The following is a 26,242-nucleotide window of genomic DNA, read 5'->3' on the forward strand; positions in this document are numbered from 1 at the left end:
CGGCCTGCTGGCGGCGATCGCCTTCCTGCCAAGGCTGATCCGCCGGCTGCGCGGCGACCAGAACCGGTGGATCGACGCGAGTGCCCTGGCGGATCGCTTACGTGACGGCGGCATCACAATCGTCGATGTCCGCGGTCCCGACGAATTCACCGGTCCTCTCGGACATATCGAGGCCGCGTTGAACATCCCGCTCGGTGAATTGCCTGGCAGATTGACCGAGATCAGCGCGTCTCAGGCGCGGCCTGTCATTCTCGTCTGCAAGACGGACAAACGTTCCGCAACTGCCGCAGCAATGCTCGGAGCAGCCGGCTTCAGCGATGTCAGCGTTTTGCGCGGCGGCATGGAACAGTGGAACCGGGACGGACGGCCGATCGAGAACAGCCAGGCGACGGAACTGACCCGATAACGCCATCCGTAGCCGCAACTGTCCGGGTCAAATCGAGAAGGAGAACGAAGATGACAAGATTTCCAGTATCGACTGCCTTTCTGGCGGTCACCGCAAGCGCCCTTTTGTCGAGCACGGCATGGGCGCAACAATCATCGCCCGATTATGACCGCTACGGCTGGGGGCCGCACATGATGGGATGGGAGGGCGGCTGGTTCGGCATGATCTTCGGGCCAATCTTCATGATCCTCGTGCTTGCCGTCGTGATCGCGGTCGCGGTTCTCATTGTCCGTTGGCTCGGCGGGCCGTGGCACGCCACCGCGCCCCATCAGTCTCCAACGGCGCAATCACCTCTTGATATCCTCAAGGAACGTTTCGCCCGTGGTGAGATCGACAAGGATGAATTCGAGGAACGCCGACGCATCCTTAGCGAATGACACTTACCCGCGATGGAGGCAAGGCACATGAAGACCCTGTTCATCCTCAACGATCCGCCCTACGGCACCGAGCGCTGCTACAATGCCCTTCGCCTCGCCCACACGCTCATGAAAAAGGAGCCTGAGGCCGGGATCACGGTCTTCCTGATGGCCGATGCCGTCATCGCCGCCCGCAAGGGGCAGAAGACGCCGGACGGCTATTACAACATGGAGCGCATGCTCAAGCGCGTCACCGCGAAAGGCGCGGTGTTGCTCTGCGGCACCTGCATGGACGCGCGCGGCATGACCGACGACGATGTCATGGACGGCGCGCGGCGCAGCACCATGGATGAACTCGGCGATGAGACGCTTGGCGCCGACAAGGTGCTGGTGTTCTGAACCGATGGCCCGGATCTATCTCGACTACAATGCGAGCACGCCGATCGACCCCGCGGTCGCCGCCGCCATGCGGCCGTTCCTCGATGAGGATTTCCCCAATCGGCGAAGAGCTCTCGCGACGTGTTCTTCAGATGCGTAGTGACCGGGAACAATAGCGGCCGTAGCGCCTACGCCTGTGCCAAGATCACCCGCCCGTCCGGTCATCACCCTTCGAAAATGGGCCCCAACCTCACCATCTACAGCGTCACACCAATCGTCGAACTGCGCCATACGTCCCTCTCCGGTGTCAAACTGGAAAGAGATCGCGAACGCGGACGAACGGCGAACCTGTTTCGGCAGCGCGGCGAACCTTGCGCTCAAGAACCTGCGTCAACGGAAGCTGTCGATCCAGCATTTCATAGAGGTCGAGGCCGTCCATACAGATTACGCGCTTGCCGCGGCCAAAGGCGGCTAAGCCATCATCACTGAAACCGCTATTGCTGACAAAAAGGCCGCGCGTCCATGCCGCCTTTTGCTCGATCTTGCCATGAAACGTGTGCAGATCGGCAACGCCAATCGGATGCCCCTGCCACTTGGCTTCCAGCAGATAGACGTCACTGCCAAGCTGGAAGCTGCCGTCGATCTGTTCGCCGCGGAGCCGGAAAGGTTCCTGGGCGGCCAGCCCGAAGGCGTCGAACAAGTCCTTGAGAAATGTCTCGTACGCGTAGCCTCGAGCCTGGGGACCGAGTGATGAGACCTGGAGTAGGTCCGACTTGGCTTTCGCGATCTTCTTGCTGTCGATGGCAGTAACTGCTGCACTTGTAGTGGCCGATGGCCGGGCGGATTTGCCCGAGAGACGATTGATCAGCGCCTGATAGCGGTCTTCGGCGTTCTTGACCGGGTCTCTCGTATCATTGCGGGTAAGGTACTCGACCCGATGCTCCCAAAGTGCTGCGAGAGCGCGAACTGCTGTGGCATCATCGCAGTGCTGAAGGAAGTATCGCAGGCGCTTGCCTTTCGAACCACCCTTCACAGAGAATTTCGGGTCATCGATATCGACCTGGAGCTCCGACGCAAAGAACTCGGCGAAGCTCGCGTCAGAGAAGTCCAGCACGAAACCCTGCCCTCGGACGAAGTCAACGAGATCATCTACAAGACGGAGATCGATGGATCGTATCGAGCTAATAAGGCCTCCCCCACAGCTTGGAAAAATGAGCTAGGTATTTATTGATTCCTGAAGCTTTCCGATTTTGGCAAGTATCTCGTCGAACGAGAGCGGATTTTCGTCAAACATCATGGGTGCCATGGCACGATAATCGGAGCGTAAGTCTTTGATCCGGGGCTCGCTGGGCAACAACAACAACGTTCCTGGTCGCGCTGTCTCGTAACTGGCCCAACCTGAGCGAAAGAAGGTGGCCTTGTGCTTTGCCACTGTGGCCAGGAGTTCAAGATCAGCTGCGGCGGCCCTGCCCTCATCGGAACCAAATAGCATAGCGAGATCGTAATAGTGTCGCGAGAAATATTGCGGCGTTGGCGACTCCGCCGGACGATTCGCCTCCGCGTGCAACGCGGTCGCCTTCTCCCAGAAGGTTCTCCGTGCCGAGAGCACCGTGACGGTCGTATCCGGGTCCTCGAAGAAGTCAGGGAAATCCTCTGCCGCGTAGGGCCGAATGACCTTCTTTTCTGCAGGCCATGGATCGCCTCGCGCGCCGAGTTCCAGCTTCACCCGCGGCGTGATGTAGGCCATCCCTTGATATTCTGAGGCAGGCAGCGCGATCGGGTAGTGAAAGTTCAATGTCTGCGCGTCGGCATCATCGATTGAAAGCGACCACTCCTCTTTTTGTGGCTCGCCGAGTTCGTCGGCGATCGCTGCGCGAAGTGCTGGAAGCAGGTTGTGGGCGATGTGTTTCTCCACATCGCCCACAAGATCATCAATGAGCCGCCCTGCCTTCTTCCGGCTGAGCCCTTCTTTTTCCGGATCGCGATCACCTGTGTAGCCGAGATCGGCCCGATCGAACGACAAGTCGATGTCCTCCGAAAAGCGCCTGATGATCCCGAAGGCCTTTGAGAGAGACGTACCACCCTTGAAGACCAGGCTCGCCGCCGCATTCTGCGGAAGACCGAACAGGCGTTTCAAGGTCCAGCAGACCCAGAAGTCCTTCTCGATGATCGTGTTAGCGACGCCACGGCCGGCGCCCGTTTCTCCAAAGAGCGCGGCCCGATCGCTTGCTGGCAGGAGAGCAACCTTATCCATTCACTGCATCCGCCGGTGTGTTGCCGATCGAAATCAGTGTAGGCCGCATCCAGGCGGGAGCCTGAACTGCGCTGGAGACAAGCACCTTCTTGTCACTGGCCGACAGCCGGCCCACGGCAACCCGAGCTACGTCATCAGCTCGTACCGGCCCGACATGGCGAAGGGCCTGGACAACTGTCCCGGCAGGACTGCCCGGTGCTATCAGATGTTTGGGTGAAGCGTGCCGCAGATCGACCACGCGCTTACCAAGAACGATCCGGCGTGAAGGCCCATCCGTCAAATACAGGCTCTTCGCGGGTACCTGTGCCGACAGCCCGAGCACATTGGCAGCGTGCGCGCCGGCGATTTGCGCGCGCGAACCGGTCTCCCGCGCAAGCGCGCGCGCGACGTCATCAGGCGCGGGTGAAAGCGGGCCCAGCTTCGGATGGATTTTTGGATAGTCATAGAGACCGCGTGCAAGGCGGCGCAGCTTTCCGCGCTTGACCAAGCGGGAGAGCGCTTGGTCGACAGCCGCGCGTGCCGCCACATCGAGGAAGTCTTGCGGCGTGAAGACGCCCCCACGCCCACTGCTGCGGGCGCGTCGCATGATCTGATCAGGAACTGATGTGGTCGTGCTTTTCATATGTCAGAAAATAGTGTATTTTTTTCTGACATTCAAGAGCCATGTTCAACGCCCTCAAACGGAGCAATTGGAATGACTGACGCTGAACGATTAACGAGCGGCTTTGTCCAGGCACTTCGAGAAAGCCCCTTCAGGATCGCCCCCGAACGCAGTCACGAACTGTTAGCGACAATGGGAGGCGAGCCGTGGATCCTGGAGATTATCAATGGCCCGGCGAATTTCGAGGCATTTCCGAAAAGAAAGGAGATTGAGGGAACTCACGCAGCGTTGTTGAGCCTCTGGGCCGTGACTGCCTCCGTGAATATCTTATGGCGCCTAGCTCGAACTGCCATCGCATCCGGACAGTCACAAATCGCAATTGAGCCGGGAGGCCCAGGCTCAGAGATCATCGAGCTCAAGAACGCCGCCTTGGCGCTCATACGCAGCGAAGCGTTTTCCTGGAGCGGCGCCCCGGCAGAACCCAATACCTTGGCAGAGCCCTCCTCCCCCGATGGCCTGATCAACAATATATTCTTAGCCGCCGCAAGCGTGGTGATCCTGCATGAGTGCGGGCACATTGCTCTTGGACACCAGGTACACACTACGCTCATGCACCAGCAAGAGCGCGAGGCCGACGCCTGGGCCGTAAAATGGATCCTCGAACAAGCGCCGGGCGAGCCACAACGCGAATTCCGAACATTGGCGATCTGCATAGCGTTCATATGGATCGGACTAATCGACGAGGTGCGCCAGACCACAGCAACACACCCGCCCGCCTCCCAACGGTTTGCCGATGCTTTCGACGCTTTCGGCGACATCGCAAACGAAAGTACGGCATTGGAGATCAGTCACTATGCCCTGAAGGCCTTCTTCGATCCGACGACCGACCTACCTCAGGCCAACAGCGCAAAAGATGGCTTCATCGATGGCTGATAGGCCTTAATCGACGCCGATGAAAAGTCTCTCCAACCAAGGCTGAGCACCGGGAAATAGTCAAACAAACGAGGCAATTGGGAACGCGCTAACCGCTTTGTGCTGAGAGCATAAAGTCAGACGCTACAATTCGAGCGCCAATTACACATAGAATTTGAAGGGTTGCTTTTCTTCACCCTTCGCAGAACCCATCGTCAGCACGTCACCCACCATACGTGCGAAGCGCACTGTAACCGGCAGACCGTCGTTGAAGTTGCAGGAATTGTAGTTGATCTTCGTGAGGCCCATGATGTCTGCAAGGACCGTTCGAATGTCCGGCAAGGCGCTCTTGCTTCGCATGACCGTAATGTGAAGCGGATTCGGGGTCTCCGGGCCGATATAGGTATCAAGCTGCGGAACATATCCCGTCGTCCACAGATAGGCTGTCTTCTCATCCAGCAGTAATGCCGTTCCACGCAGCACCGGGTAATCGCCATCACGAAAGAGCTTCATTTCGCCGCCCGTGGTGCGTATGCGAACACCAATCACGTTTGTCTCTTTTGGCGCCGCTTCGACGAAGGCGTTCCACTCTTCGTCATTAAAGTATGTCTGCCCGTGGATGAACAGCTCCTTCGGCGGTCCATCATACGTAGAGGTATAGGTTTCCAGGACGAGCTCGAGGAGGTTCTTCGCTGCATCCCTCTTCAGATGGAATTCGTAGTCACCCGTCTTCCAGGGGCCGTTTGCTCCGCGGAAGACCACGCCGTCTCCCTCATTGAGGAACATCTGGCCGCACAGCAGGCGTGGCCATCGGGATCGTTGGGCAGGCTCTTGTACACCATGCCGATGTAGCAAACTCCAGGTCGTACACCGGCAAGACGCCACGGCGGACAAGGCTGGGTCTTGTAGTAGAGCCCCGTCGCCAAGTTCCATGCGACTGTGGCCGCATCCTGCGTCTTTCGAACAGGATACCCGGCCTTGTTGAGAAACGCTTCTGGCGCAAGTGTCGTTTCCCGGATGAGCTGCGTCGGCGCAATCTTTAGGAACTCTGCTTTGATCCGGCGATGGAAGTCCGGAACGTCTTCAAAGATCTCTTCGCCTGACTGATCGATCACGCCCGCGGACGACAAAAGAGGAAGATCTGAACGAGTCTTCTGCTTCTTGCCGAAGTCGCCCTTTTCCATGGGAAGACCGGTTCGTTTCGAACCAGGCCGACATCTTTCATAGACAATTTCCGGCAAGACCAGCACCCAAAGATCAACCGAACCTTCCTCATTCTTGAGGTGCTTTTTCACCCGGTCGATGTAAAGCTGTGAAACCTTCTCGACAGCTTCATTGAGGTTGAGAATACGGGTCGCCCTGTCGATGTCTTGCGGAGGAATCGAAAGCGCGCTGCATTCATCAGGATCGAATGTGATCCCAAAAGTTTCTTCCAGTCCGGGGAAGTTGGCTAGGTGAAGCCGGTCCGCCTTCTCACCCTTTCCGGGCGGCGGAACCTCCACGACCTTTTTGAGCTTGTGGCTCCAGTTGCGAAAATGGCTGATCCCCGCGCTCGTGCCGACGACTCCTACCCTGATATCCCGGGTCTTTTTTGCCTTCGCGTGCGGCCCGTACAGGAAAAGACCATCCTTCGGATGCGGACTATTTTGCCCGAAGGAGAACTCGAGTTCTGGTTCGTGAAAATGTTCGACCTTGAGCGAAGTTTCGGGGAACTTCATGCCGCACCCTCCTCGTCGTCATTAGCCGGCCGTCCCAAGGTGCTAAGGTCGGTCTCCTCCTCATCGGCGTCGAGAATGTCAGGAAGCGCTGTGCTGACAGGTGACGAAAACAATACGGGGGCCGCTTCGAGGACGATCGCGGTGTCCAAAGACATCGGCAACCGAATGTAGGCAGACTCGCCGGAAAGGAGTTCAAGGAATGCCAGCATACGGCCATACCATTGTTTGTTTCGCCAGCCCTTGCACAGGCTCCTTCTCAGCCGATGAAGCTTCTTTGGGTCGTCGATATCGATCCCTGTCGCAGTACCGTTGTCGGTCGAAAAGAGTACCCTCGACTTCAGCTTGAAATGCCAGAACGGCCAGAAAAACGGCATGCCGGTTACGCCGAACTGCCAGATGTGGCCTTTGGCCACGTTGCGGAGCATCGAGGAGCGCCGCTCTCCCTGCCTTCCCCATGGGATGCGTTGACCCGTCGGTGCCTGTTCTGCCGATGCGTGAAACCCCGTTCCGTTGGAATACTGATACTCAAGGAATCCGCATTTCTTGCAGTATGCGTACCAAGCCTTCTTCAACATCGCGATGACGAGGTTGGAGGCCACTTGGCGCTCGATGCCGATCTCCGGTATGCCATTGTCTACAAAGTCTAACAGCGGAACTTCGCGCTTCAGCTTAAATCGTCCCGCGGACTCGAACGCCTCATCAACTTCGGCCTGGGCAGCAAAGGTGATGAAGCCAGATCCCTGGAGCGCGCTTGGGTATGGGTAGGCATCGATAGCCGCCTGAAGCGAGCGAGCGTCGATGACGCCCGAGGCCTCGTAGAACCGAATGACATCGGGAGCTTCAACGACGCGAAGCCAATTTGAAGTCAGACGCTCGGATTCTTCGACGAGCGGGACCGCTCCGCGTCTGCGAAAAATCTCCCAGTTTCGGTCAATCGTCGGAGCGTCTGAGCTGCGCGGAACCTTCTGACGCGACAGCGCATCGACGAGTGTTGCTAGTCCCTCGGCCCAGCCGCGAACGAAGTCGACCGGGACCGCATCGCCAATTCCTTTGACTTTTCGTCCAGGTTCCAGCCGCAACGGAATAATGAACCGGCTGTCGCCGAGCTCCTTTCCGGTCTCAAGTGCTATGTCGAGATCGTCCTGGACATGTTGGTCGGCAAGCGTTGCGTCCTTGGAGAGCAACAAGACCTTCGCTGTGCGAGCTTGCAAGACAGCGTTGGTTTCCCGACGCCAACGATCACCGGGCTGCAGCGTGAGGATGTCAGCGAACACACGATATCCCTCAGCCTCGAGCTTGGGTGCAAGCCAAAGAACGAACTCGTCGTCGATCGGTGACGATTTGATCAGATAGATCACGTCGCGCTCGACAACCTCGGTGCCTTCCTCTGTGGAACCGCGAGGCGAAAGAAAATTTGCCAGGACAGGTGGGACTTCGCTCGGTCGGGCCATTGCCTGTTTGACAGCGCCTGAGACGACCTCCTCAAGGACCGTCGTGCTCTGTGCCCAGAGCCGTTGGTGGGACTTCTCAATGTCCGGGAATTTTCTGAGGAGAGCATTTAGGTCGTCAGGCCCAATCAAGTCACCCTCGGACAGAAGGGCCGGTCCGATGATGCCCGCAAGGATTCGCTTGTTATTTGGGGTGAGCGGCGTCGAGGTCGTCAGAAGGTAGCGCTTTGGCTGTAATCGATCGATCGACGCCCTTTCCTTGCCCATCTTTGATTTGAGCGCTGAAAATCCAGAGCGGTAATAGTGTTTTGCCTGCAGGATGATCGATCCCTCGCCCACACAATGGCGACCGTCCATTCCATCATCTGGGCCTTCTGGAAACGCTTCGAAGCGCACACCCAGTTCACGCCCCAGCAGATCGCGGGAGAGATCCTCGAAATCGTTGTGAGAAAGGCTCGAAAAATCATATTTCATAGGCACAGCATGGCGGTACGGAATCAGAAGGGTCAAGCGGCACAATCGGAAACAACCGATTTCGACTAATTTGGCCCACACTGCTTTCTATTTGCGCACTAAAGTCCTGGGCATTTCTTTGGTGCGCCATACGTAGCCGGTGCAAATCATCCACAAATCATATGCAAATAGTATTCGTAGCATATCAGTAGCGAATCAGATCGGCGTTCCTGCACGCATATTGTGCATGAGATCAGCGATACTAAATGATCAACCTAAGAAATTGGTGCGTAGTGGAAACACGGAATGGTCAACATCCCCAGTTCTGACATCACCTGGATAGCGCAGAGGCATGGTCAGGACTGGCGCGACGAGGCAATTCTTACAGCCGCCGACTGGCTTGAACAGTTGGTTCCTTCCGACGCGTGGAAGACTCGTGCCGACGCTGTGGAGGCGACATTCCAGGCGGCAAAGGAAAAATGGGCCCTCGGTGATCGCGTCCCGCTTTTCGACCCGGCTGACGAGATCGCTTGGTATCTGCATCAAGCGCGGCGTTATGCCGATCCCACCATTCGTCCTGATTTCTTCCTGCCCTTGGGGTATCGGATCGTGACGCTATTCAGGCGGATCGGTCAAATGCTTTCAACGCTTTCGCAGATCGAGGGCGCAGAGGAAAGAGCCGAACGTTTGATGACGAAGAACCTGTCGCAACCGGACGATGGGATCTTCGAACTCCTGGTCGCGGCCACCTACAAACGGCGAGGATGGGGCAGTGTGTCCTTCGTTCCTGAAGCACCAGGGCTTGGCAAACGCAACGACCTGTTCGTCGATCGCGGACGCTCACATTGGGCCGTGGAGTGCAAGCGCGCCGGCCGGTCGGGATACGCTCGCAATGAGCGACTGGCTGGAGAACGTATGGCTGAACGAGCGCACGCCAGGTCACGGCAAGCTGGTCGGCCACTCATCATTCTCGTTCGGTTCAAGGAAGAGCTTCATTGCCTCGGTGACGACTATTTGGTCGACCGGGTTGAGACCTTCCTAGATGGCAATGAGCCGTTTGAATGGGCTGACGATGGAGCGGCCGGTGTCGTCTTTGATGTCGATTGGGCACAATTGCACAGCGTCCTGACACACGACGATATCTATTTTGGGTCGAGTCGAATGGTTGAGTTGCTGCTCGGTGCTTATGAACCAACCATGGACTTTACCATCGAAGGCGAATGGCAGCCGGCCGAGGGTCGGCCGCTTCATGCGACGTGGGTCGACCACGTCAGCCTTGTGGCCTGGCGATCCGATTCAGACGAAGCCGCACGTCGAAAGGCAATGCACTTCAGGGGACTCGTCGCACGCGCCTCTGATCAGCTCCCAGGCGATCGCCCCGGCGCTATCCACGTTGGATACGAAGCCGTCGGCGGCAACAGCGCGGACGGGCTTCGACACAAACTCAATCGTGACCAGATGCGAACCTTCGACTGGAACAACCAGATTGCGAATGGTGTACGGGAACTATTTCATGAACGAGCTTGTCACTGCGCGCAATGAAAGCGCCGCTGTCACCGAGACCATGGCTTGGTATCCGGTGGGATCGGCCAAAGGAACGGGACCACTTCCCAACCATCTGCTCTTCGGCGATGACGACGGCCTTCCGGGCTCGCATCTTCGATGACTCATATAGACCTCGAGCCGCCTTCACTACGAGCCGCGACTTCGCTCCCAGAAGTCGGCACTGAAATTGTTCAGATGGTCGCGATCGTCGGTTTTGACCTCAAACTCGTCAGGAATGTCAGCACCGTCGTGCCCTGCCCGAAAGTAATCTCGCACTGACCAATGCGCCAGTTGCTCGAGATGCTCCCATTCGCGGCGCAGCTCATTCTCACGATCTTCAGCCAGCTTTCGCGCGCTCGGCTTTCGCTTCGGCTTCGGTTGCGTGAGAGTGTAGGGGTCTGCGGGGCCGAAACTTGTACTTGAAGAGAATGGATCCAGAATTCCAATCGTCTTCCGGGCTCTCGCGCCACCGATAGCTGACACGGACCCGCATGCTCTCGCTCGGAGCGACTAGGGGCATCGATGGGTCGAAGACATGAAATATCTGACCCTCACGCTCCTCGACCTCCAGTCGCTGCTTCATTTGCCTGACCGCAAAGGTCAGATCGCGACCAGCCTTTTGCGCATAATAACGTGTCTCTTCGCGCTTTTTGGCCGACTTTGCTTTCCGGTAATCGGCAAGCGCTCGATCGAGGTATCGCAACCTGCTGGACACATAGTCTCCACAGTCGTGCAGCGGCAGATTATTGAGTTTGCCGTGTTGCTCATAGGTGATGGCCTCATCGACCAACCGATCAAGCTCGCCATTGTCGATCGCGGCGATGGCCCGTTTCTCGCGGTCTTCAAGGTTTATCAGCCCATACAGTCCTCCGCAAAGCTTGGGCTAGTCCCACCCTTATCGTTGCTATTTTCCTATCACACCGCGGTCGCGCCAACTGATGGATCCATGTTCGTGGCCGCTTTGTCCTCCGCCCGAAGACGCTGATGAGCTGTTTCTTGTGCCTCGATAAAGAAGCTTTTCCCCGAGATACCGGCGCGGTCGAAAAAGGCCTGATTTCTCTCTCTCGCGTCGCTAAGGAGAGTGTCCCACGAAATTAACTCGATTGATCCCTTAAAGCCCGACCGAGGTTGATAGAAACGCCCTCTACCATCAGCCGTTCGATCCCATGAGTAGGTCCAGTCGTCCATTTTGCCCACGATGTCAGCGACGATAAAACAATAGAAGACCGTATCCTCCTTCAGCTTAATCGGCCGCCCCTTTACATCTAGCTTCCCTCCCTCCAGCAGCCGACGGACATAGCGCTCGACCTGATGCTGAGGGTTCTCATCCGCAGAATAACTCGTTCGCCCAGGTCGCTTGAACTCGACGAGCAACACTCGCGAGGGATCTTCTGTTTGTCGCAGCCCGTGTACATGATCGAAAATCAAGACGTCCGGGCGCTCCTCGCTAGCGACCGCATCAGACAGGTTATGGAACTCCTCATCCGAGCTAAAATACTGGGCAAAGGTCAATCGCTCATCAATGATCCATAAGTCATGTGAAGCTGCAGCAACCACTTTTTGGCTGCCATCGGCCAAGGTGTTCACACGCATCGGACAGATGAAGGAGTGGAGGATGTCTTCACGCTGGTAACTGCTGTCGCGCGTGTCGTCGCGAACCTTTTCAAGTAGGATCTCGATGAAATCGAGCACGACCTTTCGTCGGACAATATACTCCGTGAGGCTTTTTTGTTCGGCTTCCTCTATCGCCTTGCCGGCAGCTTCGATCGCGTTCGCGAACGCATCTACATCGACAGTCGGCTCCTTTAGCCTCTCGAGCACTGCGCGAATCTTTTCGGCTTGACGCTGGTCTCTGCGATATCGCTCGCGTGACAGATGTCCGAAGATGGCATCATCGTTAAGCTCGCCGGACGGGAGCTTTTCCTGGAGCTCATCAACATCCCCGAAGGCTACTGATGGGTAGGATTCCGTGATTGCCTTGACGCGCGTCCGCTGGTCTTGCCGCAGTGTTTGTAGCGGTCCTGCGAGGAATTTTTCTATATGCGGTGCGCAAACGTCATTTACGATGCGTTCAAGGACAGCGTCTTCAAACTGGAATTTGGTGCGCTCCTGATTGACGTTATCGTCGAGGAATTTTCCGGTCAGAACGGCATGAAACACTCTATCCTCATTGGCCCCAAAATATTTCAGCCCTAACTTGCCGTCGATCTTTTGGGAGTGGACCGTTCGATCATGAGCGATGAAATGAACGAAGTGCGAGCCTTGAAGATCTGAGCTGGCAACCTTGTCGCATTCCATGAGCGTAAGAGTCAGCGGCCCGTACTCTTCGGTCGGGATATTTTCGATCGTCTCGCGTCGATGAATGATCGAGTTGATCTCTTCAGGGTAGTGGCGGGTTTCGTCACCGCAATGCACGGTGATGGTCGGAGAGCGCTTTCCAATGAAGGTCGGCAAGAAATGCGAGGTGAAGTGCTGAAAAACATAGGCGGCGCGACCCGGGAATTTGGCGCGATAGCCATTGTCCCGGAGCGCTCCAAACTCAATCATTACGCCTGTGTTGGCCTGAGCGGCTTCGACTTCGCTTTCTTCGTAATCCTGGATTTGATCCGATTGCGACAGCACGAAGCGGAACGACCTTTGCTTTTCAGTCCCATCCTCAAATGACGTACTCTTAACGCTGATTTCTTCAAAGCAATCGAGCCACAAGAGGCGTCCGACACCCTTCCCTCCACGCGCAATCTTGTTGTCGGTGTCTGTCGTCGTAAAGGCATCGTAGTTTTTTCCATCCAGTCCGACGCCATTGTCCTCGACGATAATCCTTTCGGGTGCCTGACGACCTTCCATAGTCAGCGTGACGATGATCTTCCCGCCAGTTGCGACTTTGTCCTTAAATCGATCCTGTGTACTGTGAATCGAATTGCTAACCGCCTCAAAAAGAGGCTGCATAGCATCGGCGGCGTTGGCCGGTTTTGGCAGCCTATCAATTCTTTTGACCAAGTTCGATTTTAAAGATGGCATCTTTCATCCCCCAACTAAAGGCGAACATAGACGGTGAGTTTTTCTTGGTCCATCGTCAAACCAGTGGACATCAGAGTATCCCCCACGCGCGATAGCGCCCCCTACCGGTCATCTCGCGCACGCCGAGCTCAGCCACCACGTTCAAGGCCCCGCGTGGTGTAACCTTAGCCGCCTTCGCAATCATATGAGCCGACACAATCGGCCGCGACAAGAGCAGGTCAATGGCGACCGGAAGGCTGCTCGTCGATCGCCTGCCCGTTGCTTTCCGCTCGAGCTGGCGTTTTGCCAGAGTCAGTCGGTCGATGTCTTTCATCCCGGCGGCGGCGGCCGCACTCATCGCATCCAGAAAGGCGACCAGTCGCACGGTCCGATCGCGAGCACGGCGGCGCTCGCGTGGAATTTCCCGCAAGCCAACCGCATAGGCCAGCAAATGAGATCGAACCTTTCTGCGCGATCGCAGGAAATCCGAAACCAGGACTTGCCCGAGCCAATGCTGCCGCTGCAGGGGCTCGAGATGTTCCCATGCATCCCAGAGAACCGCTGCGGCCAGCGTGGCCGGAAGCCGTTCGACCTGCTTGGCCAGCTCAAGCCACTCGCCGATCCGTTCGCCTTCGTCCCAATCCGGATCGCGAATGAGCAGCTCGCCGACACTGAGCTCGGGTTCTCGCTTTCCTGGCTCGGCAGGCTCGTTGCCATCCACCAGCCATTTGGTCCGCGCGAGGACCTCATCGATCTCGGCCAACTCGGGAGACAGCGCATCGTGATCGACCAAGTCGAGTTCGACCCCCTCCCCTCCCCTGTCGACGGGTTCGGACTCGACAAAGGTCTCTTCCGCGACGCCAGCCAGCGCCATGATGGCCGACCGCGAAACCGCCCAGCCCGGATCGTTTCGCGAGACCCGGCGCCTTGCCCGGACAATGCGGTGCGCGATCACAAGCTCATGGCTGGGCGCGCGAATGTCCATCTGTGCGTCGTGGAGAACCAGGTCCTCGAGATGGACGAGCTCGCCGCCGACCCACATACTGGAGACGGATTCGAAGAAATCGGCCCGCTCGGCGAAGCCTGCACCGACCTCGGACCGGGCGACGCGCTCATCGAGCCGGGCAAGAGTATCCTCAGCGGCTGCGACCTGCCCTAGAAGGGTCTCATGGGTCAGATTTTCGATTTCATAAACCATTGATAACACGGCGTTTCAACTATGATACGGAAGTTAACACGCTTCTTGCTTCCGTCACACCGGTAATTCTTCAGCCCCTCTATTAATAAAGAACGCTGCGGCCTTCGGGATTGAACAGAGACCCGGCAATCGGCGCTCAGATCGACGAGAGAGCCCGCTTTTCCGGGGTTTTCCGCGCTTAAAGGTGTCAGAAAGACACTCAAGCAACGTTTACAAACGATCAGTTATCCGTATCTTCTATGTTTGGAAATATGGCTCTCAATGATCTCCTAGGCGCAGCAAATGGCCCCTGAAACCCAAGCTCGCACGTCTCGTCGGCCACAGGGACGGCTTATCGGCTATGCGCGCGTCTCTACAGACGAGCAGGCGACACAGGCGCAGGAAATGGAGTTGCGGTCGGCCGGCTGCGAAATGATCGTCGAGGAATACGGTTCCGGGGCTTCTCGCGCCCGTCCTGCCCTCTCACGGCTTGTTCAGGACATCGGTGCCGGCGACACGCTTGTCGTGGTGCGGCTCGATCGCCTGGCACGATCCGTCAGCCATCTGCTGGATGTCATCGAGGACCTGACGGCAAAGGGCGCGCATTTCCGGTCGCTGAGGGATCCGATCGACACCAGCACGCCCCAGGGCATGTTCTCGCTGCAGGTCCTCGGCGCCGTGGCACAGCTCGAGCGCGCCTTGATCTCCGAACGGACCAAGGCCGGGATCGCAGCGGCAAAGGCCAAGGGACGCCTACCTGGCAATCCGGGGATTCGCGAGCGGCGGCCAGAGATGCTCTCGAAGATGAAGCTGGCGCAACAAGCGGCCTATGGCGAACGCCTCCAGGCGACGGCTTCCCAATGGCTTCCGATCGTGAAGCGGATGCGTCCGGACCATACATGGGACGACATTACCCGGGTTCTCAAACAGCGCGGTTTCGACTGGACGCCGGAACGGCTGCGGCGGGCGGTCAAATGGATGGTCTCGGAAGGCATGGTCGATGCGTCACTCTTGCGGAAGTCGCCACCACGGCCGCCGGAACATCGTCTGATGACGCTCGTGGCTGGAATCCATTCGTCCAATCCGGAGCTTACATTGCGCGAGATCGGCACTCAGCTCGAACGGCTGCATGAGCGCACGCCGCGGGGCGGCACCAAATGGGCGCCCTCTTCCGTCAAAAACCTTATCGACCGCGCGAAACGCAGCGGCCTGATCGACGCCGGCGAGACAGAAGTGCCGGGGTGATGCGCAGGCGCGAACGCAGTACAAATCGCGCGCCTCGACCGTAGGCGAAACATGGCAAACAAAGCGTAAAGCCGGGAGCACTCTCATGGATACGATGGTCATCAACAATCGCGAAGAGTTTGCGCAATGGGCCATCGATCGCGCCAACACGATCATCGTTGAGCAAGGCTCTGCGCTTGCCACGGCCGCCCGATCCGGTGACGAAGCGCAACTCTCCGGCGCGGCCAATACTCTCGGCCAGACGATCGTCGACACCCTCCTCGATGCTTTTGACTGCCTCGTCGACAGCGAGTGACGCAAGGGCCTGGCGAAAACCGGCTCTCCTGCCCCCGATCCGCGTCATGAATTCCACTTTTTCATCGACTGACGAAGAGCATCAGACACTTCAAAGCCCCCTTCCCGGCTCTCTGGCGGTTGCTGGGTCTGAGAAGACGCCTGGGCTGCGGCCTTGTCCGCCTCGAGCTTGGCGTTCAGCAGAGCCATGATCATCGGCCATGCCGAGAATTTGCCTTCCCGCGCTTTGTCGGTCAGGCTGCGCAGATAGCCGCCAGGACTGTTGATCTGATCGGCCCGCTGATAGATCGTAGCGAGCGTAATCGTCGCGTGCTTATCGCCGAGAACCTCGCAGGCCTCGCGCCAGGCGCTTGGACTGACCCCCAGCATTACGCGACCGACCTCAGCGGCCGCCAAAAAGTCCCGCCAGTTTCGGATTTCCCCGTCCTTGGCCAGATCGCGCCAGCCCTTGCACGCATCCAGCACGATACCCAATGGCAACTCCCGTTTCGGCAAGCTCCACAGGTTGCCATTTTCCTCGGCGGTGCCGCTCGCCTCATTTTCTTTTCGAGAGCCTTGTTCAGATTCAGATATGGAGTCTGGTTTTGAATTCTGTATGTGGCGCTCAGAATGAGATTCATTGGCGCTCATATTTTCTGATTTCGCGAATGATTCCAGGGTTTCATGGACTTCCACCCAGAGCAATTCGAGATCCTCGCAAATGTCCTCGAGTACCTGACGTGGCGCCGTGCGGGGAAGCTTGGACATGATTTCCTGATAGGTCCGCGTCATCAGGTCCCAATTACCCGGTACGCCCTCCTCGATGCCGGCGTCGATCATCTTGACAATATCCCTCCGCAACAGGGTCAGGCGTTCTCTGACGGCCTTGTAGGCGCGTTTCTCGGCCTGGACGGCCTCTGCGAGCTCCGCGAACTCCTCAGCGCGAGCGACGATCGGCGAGAGATCGAAGCCGTAGGCCTGTTCGATCTGGCCGCCCCTGCCCTTGCGCGCGAACCGCTTTCCGTTCGGGCTGTCGCGGCGGATGATCAGCCGCAGTCGACCAGGCAGGCCAGATGACGTCTAAGGGTCGCCGGCGACATACCGTTTGCCCGGGCCGTCAATTGCTCGTTGGAAGGCCAAACGATCAGTTCGCCTTCAGATGTCAGTTCACTCTCCGGATGGAACGACAGCAGCGCGTTAAGGATCGCCAAAGCACGATCTGTGGCGCCAAGCGGCTCCTTGGCATCCCGGATCGCGTGAAAGGTCTTCCACTTCTCGACCTTGGCGCCTTGCGGCATGGATTTCGCGGCGACTTGCTTTGCCATTAGGCCAAGCGTCATCGGCCGCCGCCCAAAGGGCGTCGTTGTGATATGCGTCTGCATTTTCTTTCACCTATCGCTAGGCAATAGAAAACTGCTCGCCGAAAAGGCGCTCACGACTCAAAAGAGCCTTGACTGTGATTCTCGGAAGTGCGATTCTCTAGCTGCTGAGACTAAAGAAGGGGCTTCCGGAAGCGATTTCGGTGGCCTTTTTCTTTGCCAATTTTCCGTATGGCCGAAGGTTTCGGCCGTTGATTCAGTCGCCGCCCTCCCCTCTGCTAGATTGAAATTGCCGATAAAGGTCGTCGAGCTGCGCGGAAACGTATCGCGCAAACTCCGGAACGACCTTGTCTTCGAAAGTGAGCGTCGTTCGGCCGTTGCGGTCCTCTATCTTGGCCGCACGCTTTCCCGTCGGGGTCTTCCAGATATTCGAGCTTGCGGCCTTTTTGCTCGCCTTCCTGGGCTCAACGGCGCGCAGAACAGCCTGAAATCGCGTGTCGCTGTTCGCGCCGGCTAGCTTCTCATCGCTGAAGACCTTCTCTGCCTCGAAGGAATCGCCGGCATGCTCAAGCCCATCCGCCAGTTTGAGCCAGCGGGCACGACCGGCCTTTGGTGCTGGTCCGATGCGCTTAACGAGATGTTCCGGAACGCGGCGTGCAACTGCTATGTATCTGCTAACGTCAGCCTTGTCCGAACACAGCGCCGAGACAATTGTCGACCGGTCGCAGCCGGAGTCCTCCAGATTTTTCGCAAAGAAGGCCTTCTCAATGAATGAGAGATCCTCGCGATCGAGGTTCTCTCGGCCCTGTGCGACGATCAGCTCCTGGTCTGTGAGCTTTCTGATTATGGCGCGGACCGGCCGGTTGAGCATCTTCGCAGCTTTGAGCCTACGGCGACCGTATGCAATCTGGAACCGCCCTTGTCCCGTTGGACTGGGGCGAACGAGAATGGGAACCTGCTGACCATTGTCGGATATGGATTGAACAAGTTCGTCGAAAGCCGGATCAACATCGGTCGGGATGCGGTCTGCTATGGGAGACTGCTCGATCGTACCGGGCTCGATTTCAACGACGACATCGCCTTTCTCGAGCTGCTCCTGCAGCCGGGTCGCCAGCTTGGCGCCATCGGTCATCTGTTTCAGGGAAGTTCCCATCGCCGAAATAGCGCCGGTGCGTACGCGCTCCGACGGCTTCTCGCTTTCGCCAGCAGCCGGCTCCGGCTTCTTGAGATAGAGGGAGTTTATTGCGTCTTTGCGGCTCATGACTGCACACCCGAGTTTGGCCATCCGCTTCGGGGCAGGGGGCTTGTTGGGAGCTCCCAACAGAACTGCTTTGGGACAATTGCTCTGTCTGCACGGCGGATATGTTGGGAGCTCCCAACAGCCACGACAATAGGCTCACGTCGAAGGGAACCTCGCGTGTTGGGAGCTCCCAACACACTCGCTTCAAAGAGGCCACCTGCGTTCGTCATGATCGCCCCCATGCTGCGCGCATCAGCTCTTCGATCTCGCCGTTCACCGCGCTCAGGGACTCCATTGCACGATCGTATGTACTTCTCGTGAGGTTGCCGGGCCCAATCTCATATAGCGTCTGTTTCGTCAGGCCAGCGTCGGAAATCGCGGCTGACTTGACCATTGGGTTGGTGAGAACATGGTCATCAAAAAGATTGCGGAGCAACGCAACCACTTTGGTTTGCGGAGCGTCTTGCGGCTCGTAGCGCGTCAACAGATATCGGACGAAGTCGAACTTGAGCTGTCCGCCAGCGTCACGAACCACCCCAAGCAAGTCACGGGTCATCAGAAGGAACTGGCTCATCGACGACACATCCAGCATTTGCGGATGAACCGTGACAATCATCGACGTAGCAGCACATAAGCCGCTGAGCGTCAGAAACCCGAGCTGGGGAGGGCAATCGATTACGACGACATCGTAGTCATCTGCGACGTCGTCGAGGGCACTTGCGATCCGCGCGAAGAAGATCGCCCCGCCGTCGGACGCAGTTCCGTCAGCGAGCGCTTTCGGCGTCGTATGTTCGAACTCCATGAGCTCGAGATTGCCAGGGACAAGATCGAGTCCGTCGAAGTACGTGTTGCGTATCACATCACCTAGTGGCCGACGGTCTTCGTCATATCGAATCGCCGCGTAGAGCGTCTCGTTATGGCCGACGTTCAATTCGGGAAGAACACCCAACAGCGCAGACAGACTCGCTTGAGGATCAAGATCAACAGCGAGCACGCGATACCCCTGAAGCGCCAGATACTGTGCGAGGTGCGCAGAGGTGGTAGTCTTGCCTGAGCCGCCCTTAAAATTGGTAACAGCGAGTACTTGGAGATGCTCGTTCTCCCGCCTGTGCGGAACGAACTCGATCGCCTCGCGCCCACGGGCGCTTCGCGCGAACATCCGCCGTATCTCGTTTATGTCGGAGAGCGAGTAAAAGCGCCGCCCGTTTGTCGTGGTTTCTGGTTGTGGGCCTTCACCGGCCAATGACATCTTTCTCAGTGTCGAATCCGAAACATCGATCAATTTCGCTGCTTCGCCTGAGGTGAATTTCCGAAGCGCCTTGCTTGCCGCGGGAGGGAAAAGGGCTTCGCTGATGCTGTGCAACTGCGAGCCGAGGAGTTCAGCGTGCGCGCCGATTACGTCATCGACATCAGGAAGGTCTGATCTGTTAATCTGCATCGGAGCGTTCACGCTAATCTCTTTAATCACGGTTATTTCGCAGAACGGGCGAATTTCCGTGATCATACCCAGGAAGCGTGGCGCAGCAAGATTATTTTGGTTAACGAGCCCTTAACACGAGTCGGCTGAGAATCCGAAAGATACCGCCACGGGCGCTATTTTCCCTCTATTTTTCATAGTGTTATAGCGGCTCGATCAAGAACGCTGCCAGATTCTTTCCCCGGCATATTTGCCGGGGCCCATCGACAAATCTTCCAATCGGCAAACTTCGACAAGCCGAAATTCGCAGAAATCGGCCAATTTCGCACCCGACTCAGCAAAGTGAGTCGCCTCAAAGCCCCAGCTAGGAACCGTTCCAGCACCAATCAGGGGACGACCCCGGCAGAACTGCCGGGATGACCGATTCCGCCTCATGCGGCAAAAGCCGCAACTCACCTTTGAGTAGCAGCGGCGGATGTCATGCAAACCTTGTTTGTTCGTAACGATGGTGCCCGGATTGCACCGAGAGGAGGAGCGCTATGACTGCGTCGTCCTCTCGGTCACGGCTGATCCGCAAGCTGCGCGATGCGCTTGGTGACACCATCTGCGCCGCGCTCGAAGACGTCAATGTCGTCGAGGTGATGCTCAATCCGGACGGCCGGCTATTCGTGGAAAGGCTTGGGGAGGGGATCGAGCGCATCGGTGAGCTCAAACCGGGCGCGGCCGAGATCATTATCGGCACCGTCGCCCACGCCCTGCAAACCGAGGTCGACGAGGACCAGCCGATTATCTCCGGCGAGTTGCCGATCGACGGCCATCGCTTCGAAGGCCTGCTGCCGCCGGTCGTCAGTGCGCCGAGCTTCACGATCCGCCGACGTGCGTCCCGCCTGATCCCGCTGTCCGACTATGTGTCCAGCGGCGTCATGACCAAGTTGCAGGCCAGCCTGATCCGCCACGCAGTCCACGATCGCCTGAACATTGTCGTCTCGGGTGGGACCGGATCGGGCAAGACGACCCTAGCCAATGCGGTGATCGCCGACATCGTCAGCGAGACGCCTGCGCACCGTTTGCTCATTCTCGAAGACACCGCCGAGATCCAGTGCGCCGCGGAGAACGCGGTTTGCCTGCACACGACGGACACGGTCGACATGGGGCGCCTCCTCAAGAGCACCATGCGTCTTCGGCCGGATCGCATAATCGTCGGCGAGGTTCGCGACGGCGCCGCGCTGACGCTTCTGAAGGCCTGGAATACCGGCCACCCAGGCGGCATCACGACAATCCACGCCAACAATGCGCATTCCGCTCTGCGGCGCCTCGAGCAGCTCACGGCCGAGGCAAGCCAACAGCCAATGCGCGAGGTCATCGCGGAAGCGGTCGATCTCGTCGTTTCCATCGAACGCACCGCCACAGGTCGCCGTGTCCGCGACGTGTTGCGCCTCAGAGGCTTCGACGGCGCGACTTACGAAACCGAACATCACGCACAGATCGATGAGGACAGCCATGCCGCATAAATTCCGCCGCCCCGCCATTTTGGGGCTCTTGATTGCCATCGCTTGCGTCGCCGCGTCGCCGGCGCTTGCCAGCTCCGGCGGCAGTCTGCCTTGGGAAGGGCCCCTGCAGACGATCCAGGAGTCGATCACAGGCCCGGTCGCGGGCTTCATCGCTCTTGCGGCCGTCGCGGTCGCCGGCGGCATGCTGATCTTTGGCGGCGAGCTCAACGATTTCGCGCGGCGGCTGATGTACGTCGTCCTGGTGGCCGGCATCCTGCTGGGCGCAACGCAGATCGTCGGTCTGTTCGGCGCATCGGGCGCCTCGATTGATCTCCCTGGTCAGGCGGACCTGAGTGCGGCGGGGGAGGGGAGCGATGGCTGACTCTGTCGCTCCCCTCGCAACAGCGCGGATCCACCGGGCGCTGTCGCGGCCGAACCATCTGATGGGCGCCGACCGCGAATTGGTGCTCGTCACCGGGCTTGCGACTGTCATTCTGATCTTCGTCGTGCTGACCTGGTTCTCGGTGCTGCTGGGCATTGCGATCTGGATCGGCGTTGTCGGCGTGCTGCGCATCATGCGAAAGCCGACCCGATGATGCGGCAGGTCTATCTGCGTCATATCGGATACCGGCCGAACTACCGTCCGACATCATCGCCCTGGCGGAGGTACTGACCGACCATGGTGGCCCTCAAGCAATTCCGGAACTCAAAACCGTCCTTCTCCGACCTGTTGCCGTATGCCGGTCTGGTCGCCGACGGGGTCATCCTGTTGAAGGACGGCTCGCTGATGGCGGGATGGTATTTTGCCGGGCCGGATTCTGAGAGCTCCACTAATATCGAGCGCAACGAGGTCTCGCGGCAGATCAACGCCATCCTCTCGCGGCTCGGGTCGGGCTGGATGATCCAGGTGGAAGCGGTTCGCGTGCCCACGACGGCCTATACCGCCCGCGAAGACTGCCATTTTCCCGACCCGGTGACGCGTGCGATCGACGAACAGCGGCGCGACCATTTCATGGCCGAGCGGGGCCACTATGAAAGCCAGCATGCGCTGATCCTGACCTATCGGCCGCCGGAGCCGCGCCGTTCGGCCATGGCCCGTTACGTCTATTCCGACGAGGGGAGCCGCTCGCAAACCTATGCCGACGGGGTGCTCACTTCCTTCCAGACCTCGATCCGCGAGGTCGAGCAATATCTCGGCAATGTCCTGATGATCCGCCGCATGGTCACGCGAACCGTCGTTCATCCGGAGAGCGGCGACGAGGCGCGATACGACGAACTCTTCCAGTTCATCCGGTTCTGCATTCTCGGCGAGAACCATCCGGTCAGACTGCCGGCGATCCCGATGTATCTCGACTGGCTGGTGACGGCCGAGTTTCATCATGGGCTCTCGCCCATGGTCGACGGCAGCTATCTCGCCGTCGTCGGGATCGACGGATTTCCGGCCGAGAGCTGGCCCGGCATCCTCAATTCGCTTGACCTGATGCCACTGACCTATCGCTGGTCGAGCCGGTTCATCTTCCTCGACGATCAGGAGGCGCGGCAAAAGCTCGAGCGCACCCGGAAGAAGTGGCAGCAGAAGGTCCGGCCCTTCTTCGATCAGCTCTTTCAGACCCAGAGCCGCTCGATCGACCAGGACGCCATGACGATGGTCGCCGAGACCGAGGACGCGATCGCCGAGGCCTCGTCCCAACTCGTCGCCTACGGCTACTACACGCCGGTCATTGTCATGTTCGACAGTGACGAAGCCCGCCTCCGCGATCAGGCCGAGGCGGTGAGGAGACTGGTGCAGGCGGAAGGCTTCGGCGCCCGCATCGAAACCCTCAATGCCACCGAGGCCTATCTGGGCAGCCTGCCGGGCAACGCTCAAGCCAATGTCCGCGAACCGCTGATCAACACGCGCAACCTTGCCGATCTCATTCCGGTCAATTCCGTCTGGGCGGGCAGCGCCGTCGCGCCATGCCCATTCTATCCGCCAAACGCCCCGCCGCTCATGCAGGTCGCCAGCGGCTCGTCTCCCTTCCGGTTGAACCTTCACGTTGACGACGTCGGTCACACGCTGATCTTCGGCCCGACGGGATCGGGCAAGTCGACACTGCTGGCGCTGATCGCCGCACAGTTCCGGCGTTATGAGCATGCGCAGATCTTCGCCTTCGACAAGGGGAAGTCGCTTTATCCGCTGACCAGGGCCGCCGGCGGGGATCACTACGAGATCGGAGCAGGGGAGGGGACAGCACTCGCTTTCTGCCCGCTGGCCGAGCTCTCGACAGACGGCGATCGCGCTTGGGCGGCCGAGTGGGTAGAGACGCTTGTCGCCATGCAGGGCGTGACAATTACTCCAGATCACCGCAATGCGATCGCACGGCAGATCGGTCTGCTTGCCGACGCCCGTGGCCGCTCGCTCTCCGATTTCGTCAGTGGCGTGCAGATGCGGGAGATCAAGACCGCCCTGCAGCACTACACCGTCGATGGGCCGATGGGGCAGCTTCTCGACGCGGAAGAGGACGGTCTGACACTTGGATCGTTCCAGACGTTCGAGGTCGAGGAACTGATGAACATGGGCGAGCGCAATCTCGTGCCCGTTCTGCTCTATCTCTTCCGCCGCATCGAAAAACGCCTCACCGGCGCGCCAAGCCTCATCATTCTCGACGAGGCCTGGCTGATGCTCGGCCATCCGATGTTCCGCGACAAGATCCGCGAATGGCTGAAGGTGTTGCGCAAGGCCAATTGCGCGGTCGTGCTGGCCACCCAATCGATCTCGGACGCGGAGCAGTCCGGGATTATCGATGTCTTGAAGGAAAGCTGCCCGACCAAGATTTGCCTGCCCAACGGCGCGGCACGGGAATCGGGGACGCGCGAGTTCTACGAGCGGATCGGGTTCAACGATCGGCAGATCGAGATCGTCGCGACGGCGATTCCCAAGCGCGAATACTACGTCGCCTCACCCGAAGGCCGACGGCTCTTCGATATGTCGCTCGGGCCCGTGGCGCTCGCCTTCGTCGGGGCGTCCGGCAAGGACAATCTCAAACGCATTGATCAGCTCAGCGAGACGCACGGCAGCGACTGGCCGGCGGCCTGGCTGGAGGAAAGGGGAGTGGATGATGCCAAGCGCATTCTCACGCACAGCTAGGATTGCGGTGGCTGCAATCCTCACAGTCTCGTCGGCCACAAGTACCCATGCCGGCGGCGGTGGGTTCTTCGGAGCGACGGAATTCACGCAGATCCTCAACAATGGCGAGCTGGTCGGTCTCGTCGGACAGTCGGCCGAGCAAATCCAGAACCAGGTCACCCAGATCACGCAGCTGGCCGAGCAGATCCAGAACCAGCTGAGGATCTACGAGAACATGCTGCAGAACACGCTGACGCTGCCGAGCCATGTCTGGGGTCAGGTCGAAAGCGATCTGATGCAGTTGCAGGGTCTCGTCCAGCAGGGTCAATCGATCGCATTCTCGATGGGCAACGCCGATGACGTGCTGCGGCAGCGGTTCGAGAGCTTTGCCGATTTCAAGTCAGGCCTCGCCAATGGCCAGACCTTCTCCACGAGCTATCAGGACTGGTCGGACACGAACCGCGACACAATCGGGGCGACACTGAGGGCGGCGGGACTGACGGCCGACCAGTTCAGCTCCGAGGAATCGACGATGAGCCAGCTACGCTCGATGTCGCAGTCGTCCGTCGGCCAGATGCAGGCGTTGCAGGTCGGCCATGAGATCGCCGCCCAGCAAGTCGCCCAGGCACAGAAGCTGCGTGGGCTCGTCTCGCAACAGGTGACGATGATGGGCACCTGGTACCAGTCCGAACAGGCGGCGAAGGACCTCGCGCAGAACCGTCGCGAGGAGTTCTTCAACTCAACCACGCCCTCGACATCGGGCGGACAGACGATGGAGCCACGCTGGTGATCAGGCTCTTCATCATCGCGATCTGTGCGGTCGTTGTTGTCGTCATCGGCATCGTTGTCTGGAACGCAACGACCGAGCCGGAAGTGCCTGCGTCGACCGTCGCCCCGGAACGGCAGCACTACGATTTCGAAGGCGGGCAGGAGATGCGACCGCGATGGGGCAGTAACGAAGGCGGGGCCGATGGCACGTCCGGAAACTAGGCTGGCCCTGTTCGCAATCGGAGGAATCGCTCTCTGGGCGAATCCAGCATTGGCCCAGGAAGGCAGCTTGCTGACCAATCTCGAAAACGAGATTGCGACGGCGGCTCAGGGGTGGGAAACGACGATCCTCGACGCCGCCAGATCGCTGTTCTGGATTCTCGCCGGCATCGAGGTCGGGATCGCCGCCGTTTGGCTCGCGATCGCGGCGGCCTCTCTCGACACATGGTTCGCCGAGCTTGTCCGGCGCATCATGTTCATCGGCCTGTTCGTCTTCATCCTCGAACAGGGTCCGGATTTCGCAAAGGCGGTGGTCGACAGCCTGTTCCAGATCGGGGCCGGGGGCGGTTCGGCTTCCCCAGCGAACGTCTTCAACGCTGGGCTTGAAGTCGCCAGCGCCATGTCGGCGAAGGCGCAGTTCGGCCTGTTCGAGGACAATGCGCTGGCGATCGCCGCCGTCTTCGCCATGGTCATCACGGTCATCTGCTTCAGCCTCGTTGCGGCGATCTTCGTCTCGGTCATGGTGGAGATGTATGTCGGGCTTCTCGCCGGCATGATCATGCTCGGGCTCGGCGGTTCGAGCTTCACCAAGGATTTCTCGGTCCGCTATCTGATTTACGCTTTTTCCGTCGGCATGAAGCTGATGGCACTGGTGATGATCGCGCGGATCGGATCTGAGGTTCTGATCAACCTCGCCAATTCGCCAACGACCGGCGACGAGTTTCTGGCGACGCTGGCAATCGCCGGCATCTCCGTCGTTGTGTTCGTCATCGCGATGTACGTCCCCAACATCGTGCAGGGCATGGTCCAGGGCGTCTCGGTCACCGGCGGGATGGAAACCATCCGTCACGGCGCTCAGGCGGCAAGCTTCGCGGCAGGCG

25 protein-coding genes and 2 pseudogenes are annotated in these 26,242 nt (G+C 58.8%); 15 read left to right on the forward strand and 12 right to left on the reverse strand.

The window, feature by feature from the left end; genetic code table 11:
• The 3 genes from JCM21793_RS15790 to JCM21793_RS15800 all read left to right on the forward strand — a co-directional run.
• Positions 1-406, forward strand: a 406-nt coding sequence (locus tag JCM21793_RS15790; protein ID WP_025030976.1) for a rhodanese-like domain-containing protein, incomplete at its 5' end; no start/stop codon positions are given.
• 50 nt (positions 407-456) lie between these two features.
• On the forward strand, positions 457-822 hold the full coding sequence (locus tag JCM21793_RS15795; RefSeq protein WP_081784743.1) for an SHOCT domain-containing protein: 366 nt from the start codon (positions 457-459) through the stop codon (positions 820-822).
• 27 nt (positions 823-849) lie between these two features.
• The gene (locus JCM21793_RS15800; protein ID WP_025030978.1) at positions 850-1,200 is read left to right on the forward strand and encodes a DsrE/DsrF/TusD sulfur relay family protein; all 351 of its coding nucleotides are present in this window, start codon (positions 850-852) and stop codon (positions 1,198-1,200) included.
• 286 nt (positions 1,201-1,486) lie between these two features.
• On the opposite strand, the gene JCM21793_RS15810 is transcribed toward JCM21793_RS15800, so the two are convergent.
• The 3 genes from JCM21793_RS15810 to JCM21793_RS15820 form a co-directional block, all read right to left on the reverse strand.
• A complete protein-coding gene (locus tag JCM21793_RS15810) occupies positions 1,487-2,293 on the reverse strand; it encodes a restriction endonuclease (protein WP_025030979.1) in 807 nt (268 codons plus the stop codon).
• Positions 2,294-2,395: 102 nt separating this feature from the next.
• Complete coding sequence (locus JCM21793_RS15815) at positions 2,396-3,433, reverse strand: nucleotidyl transferase AbiEii/AbiGii toxin family protein (protein ID WP_025030980.1); 1,038 nt, start codon at positions 3,431-3,433, stop codon at positions 2,396-2,398.
• Entirely contained in the window at positions 3,426-4,019 is a 594-nt protein-coding gene (locus JCM21793_RS15820) for a DUF6088 family protein (protein WP_025030981.1), read from the reverse strand. The genes JCM21793_RS15815 and JCM21793_RS15820 overlap by 8 nt, the downstream gene beginning before the upstream one ends.
• Positions 4,020-4,127: 108 nt before the next feature.
• Here JCM21793_RS15820 and JCM21793_RS15825 point away from each other — a divergent pair, with 108 nt between their 5' ends.
• Entirely contained in the window at positions 4,128-4,967 is an 840-nt protein-coding gene (locus JCM21793_RS15825) for a phage exclusion protein Lit family protein (RefSeq protein WP_025030982.1), read from the forward strand.
• A 141-nt stretch (positions 4,968-5,108) separates the two neighbouring features.
• Here JCM21793_RS15825 and JCM21793_RS30475 read toward each other — a convergent pair whose 3' ends face one another.
• From JCM21793_RS30475 to JCM21793_RS15835, 3 genes are read right to left on the reverse strand one after another with little or no spacing between them, the layout of a single operon-like run.
• Positions 5,109-5,708 (reverse strand): argonaute/piwi family protein, encoded by a 600-nt coding sequence (locus JCM21793_RS30475; RefSeq protein WP_244439803.1) that lies wholly within the window; start codon positions 5,706-5,708, stop codon positions 5,109-5,111.
• Positions 5,651-6,664, reverse strand: coding sequence for an argonaute/piwi family protein (locus JCM21793_RS26435; protein ID WP_244439804.1), 1,014 nt, complete (start codon positions 6,662-6,664; stop codon positions 5,651-5,653). Before JCM21793_RS26435 ends, JCM21793_RS30475 begins: the two co-directional genes overlap by 58 nt.
• Positions 6,661-8,622 carry a TIR domain-containing protein gene (locus JCM21793_RS15835; RefSeq protein WP_244439805.1) on the reverse strand — a complete coding sequence of 654 codons (1,962 nt, stop codon included), beginning with the start codon at positions 8,620-8,622 and terminating at the stop codon, positions 6,661-6,663. Before JCM21793_RS15835 ends, JCM21793_RS26435 begins: the two co-directional genes overlap by 4 nt.
• Positions 8,623-8,871: 249 nt before the next feature.
• Between JCM21793_RS15835 and JCM21793_RS26440 the strand changes: the two genes are divergently transcribed.
• Together JCM21793_RS26440 and JCM21793_RS30480 are read left to right on the forward strand one after the other, a co-directional pair.
• Positions 8,872-10,107, forward strand: a complete 1,236-nt coding sequence (locus tag JCM21793_RS26440; protein WP_244439806.1) for a hypothetical protein — start codon at positions 8,872-8,874, stop codon at positions 10,105-10,107.
• On the forward strand, positions 10,079-10,231 hold the full coding sequence (locus tag JCM21793_RS30480; RefSeq protein ID WP_244439807.1) for a hypothetical protein: 153 nt from the start codon (positions 10,079-10,081) through the stop codon (positions 10,229-10,231). Before JCM21793_RS26440 ends, JCM21793_RS30480 begins: the two co-directional genes overlap by 29 nt.
• A gap of 216 nt (positions 10,232-10,447) precedes the next feature.
• Here the strand turns inward: JCM21793_RS30480 and JCM21793_RS28370 are convergent, their stop codons facing one another.
• From JCM21793_RS28370 to JCM21793_RS15855, 3 genes are all read right to left on the reverse strand, one after another.
• On the reverse strand, positions 10,448-10,900 hold the full coding sequence (locus JCM21793_RS28370) for a hypothetical protein (RefSeq protein WP_051556214.1): 453 nt from the start codon (positions 10,898-10,900) through the stop codon (positions 10,448-10,450).
• Positions 10,901-11,025: 125 nt separating this feature from the next.
• Positions 11,026-13,128: an ATP-binding protein gene (locus JCM21793_RS26450; protein ID WP_051556215.1), complete on the reverse strand. Its 2,103-nt coding sequence runs from the start codon at positions 13,126-13,128 to the stop codon at positions 11,026-11,028.
• A 70-nt stretch (positions 13,129-13,198) separates the two neighbouring features.
• Entirely contained in the window at positions 13,199-14,305 is a 1,107-nt protein-coding gene (locus tag JCM21793_RS15855) for an RHE_PE00001 family protein (protein WP_025030985.1), read from the reverse strand.
• 282 nt (positions 14,306-14,587) lie between these two features.
• Here JCM21793_RS15855 and JCM21793_RS15860 point away from each other — a divergent pair, with 282 nt between their 5' ends.
• Both JCM21793_RS15860 and JCM21793_RS15865 read left to right on the forward strand, forming a co-directional pair.
• Positions 14,588-15,529 carry a recombinase family protein gene (locus JCM21793_RS15860; protein WP_025030986.1) on the forward strand — a complete coding sequence of 314 codons (942 nt, stop codon included), beginning with the start codon at positions 14,588-14,590 and terminating at the stop codon, positions 15,527-15,529.
• An 85-nt stretch (positions 15,530-15,614) separates the two neighbouring features.
• Positions 15,615-15,824, forward strand: a complete 210-nt coding sequence (locus JCM21793_RS15865; RefSeq protein ID WP_025030987.1) for a hypothetical protein — start codon at positions 15,615-15,617, stop codon at positions 15,822-15,824.
• A gap of 44 nt (positions 15,825-15,868) precedes the next feature.
• Here JCM21793_RS15865 and repC read toward each other — a convergent pair.
• From repC to repA, 3 genes and pseudogenes are all read right to left on the reverse strand, one after another.
• Positions 15,869-17,184, reverse strand: a pseudogene (gene repC, locus JCM21793_RS26455) (plasmid replication protein RepC).
• Positions 17,185-17,377: 193 nt separating this feature from the next.
• The gene (gene repB / locus JCM21793_RS15885) at positions 17,378-18,382 is read right to left on the reverse strand and encodes a plasmid partitioning protein RepB (protein ID WP_025030991.1); all 1,005 of its coding nucleotides are present in this window, start codon (positions 18,380-18,382) and stop codon (positions 17,378-17,380) included.
• A gap of 205 nt (positions 18,383-18,587) precedes the next feature.
• Positions 18,588-19,799, reverse strand: coding sequence for a plasmid partitioning protein RepA (repA, locus tag JCM21793_RS15890; RefSeq protein WP_036540573.1), 1,212 nt, complete (start codon positions 19,797-19,799; stop codon positions 18,588-18,590).
• A gap of 518 nt (positions 19,800-20,317) precedes the next feature.
• On the opposite strand from repA, the gene trbB reads away from it, so the two are divergent.
• From trbB to trbL, 7 genes and pseudogenes are all read left to right on the forward strand, one after another.
• On the forward strand, positions 20,318-21,289 hold the full coding sequence (gene trbB / locus JCM21793_RS15895) for a P-type conjugative transfer ATPase TrbB (protein ID WP_025030993.1): 972 nt from the start codon (positions 20,318-20,320) through the stop codon (positions 21,287-21,289).
• Complete coding sequence (locus JCM21793_RS15900; RefSeq protein WP_025030994.1) at positions 21,279-21,650, forward strand: TrbC/VirB2 family protein; 372 nt, start codon at positions 21,279-21,281, stop codon at positions 21,648-21,650. The genes trbB and JCM21793_RS15900 overlap by 11 nt, the downstream gene beginning before the upstream one ends.
• Positions 21,643-21,941: pseudogene (locus JCM21793_RS26460) on the forward strand (conjugal transfer protein TrbD). The gene JCM21793_RS15900 and the pseudogene JCM21793_RS26460 overlap by 8 nt, the downstream one beginning before the upstream one ends.
• A 6-nt stretch (positions 21,942-21,947) precedes the next feature.
• Positions 21,948-24,395 (forward strand): conjugal transfer protein TrbE, encoded by a 2,448-nt coding sequence (locus JCM21793_RS15910; RefSeq protein ID WP_025030995.1) that lies wholly within the window; start codon positions 21,948-21,950, stop codon positions 24,393-24,395.
• Complete coding sequence (gene trbJ / locus JCM21793_RS15915) at positions 24,367-25,164, forward strand: P-type conjugative transfer protein TrbJ (RefSeq protein ID WP_025030996.1); 798 nt, start codon at positions 24,367-24,369, stop codon at positions 25,162-25,164. Before JCM21793_RS15910 ends, trbJ begins: the two co-directional genes overlap by 29 nt.
• Positions 25,161-25,364, forward strand: coding sequence for a TrbJ/VirB5 family protein (locus JCM21793_RS15920; protein ID WP_025030997.1), 204 nt, complete (start codon positions 25,161-25,163; stop codon positions 25,362-25,364). The genes trbJ and JCM21793_RS15920 overlap by 4 nt, the downstream gene beginning before the upstream one ends.
• On the forward strand, positions 25,345-26,242 hold an 898-nt coding region (gene trbL / locus JCM21793_RS15925; RefSeq protein ID WP_025030998.1), incomplete at its 3' end, for a P-type conjugative transfer protein TrbL. The genes JCM21793_RS15920 and trbL, both read left to right, overlap by 20 nt.

The sequence above is a fragment of the Nitratireductor aquibiodomus NL21 = JCM 21793 genome (genome assembly GCF_000615975.1).
Classification (GTDB): Bacteria; Pseudomonadota; Alphaproteobacteria; order Rhizobiales; family Rhizobiaceae; genus Nitratireductor; species Nitratireductor aquibiodomus.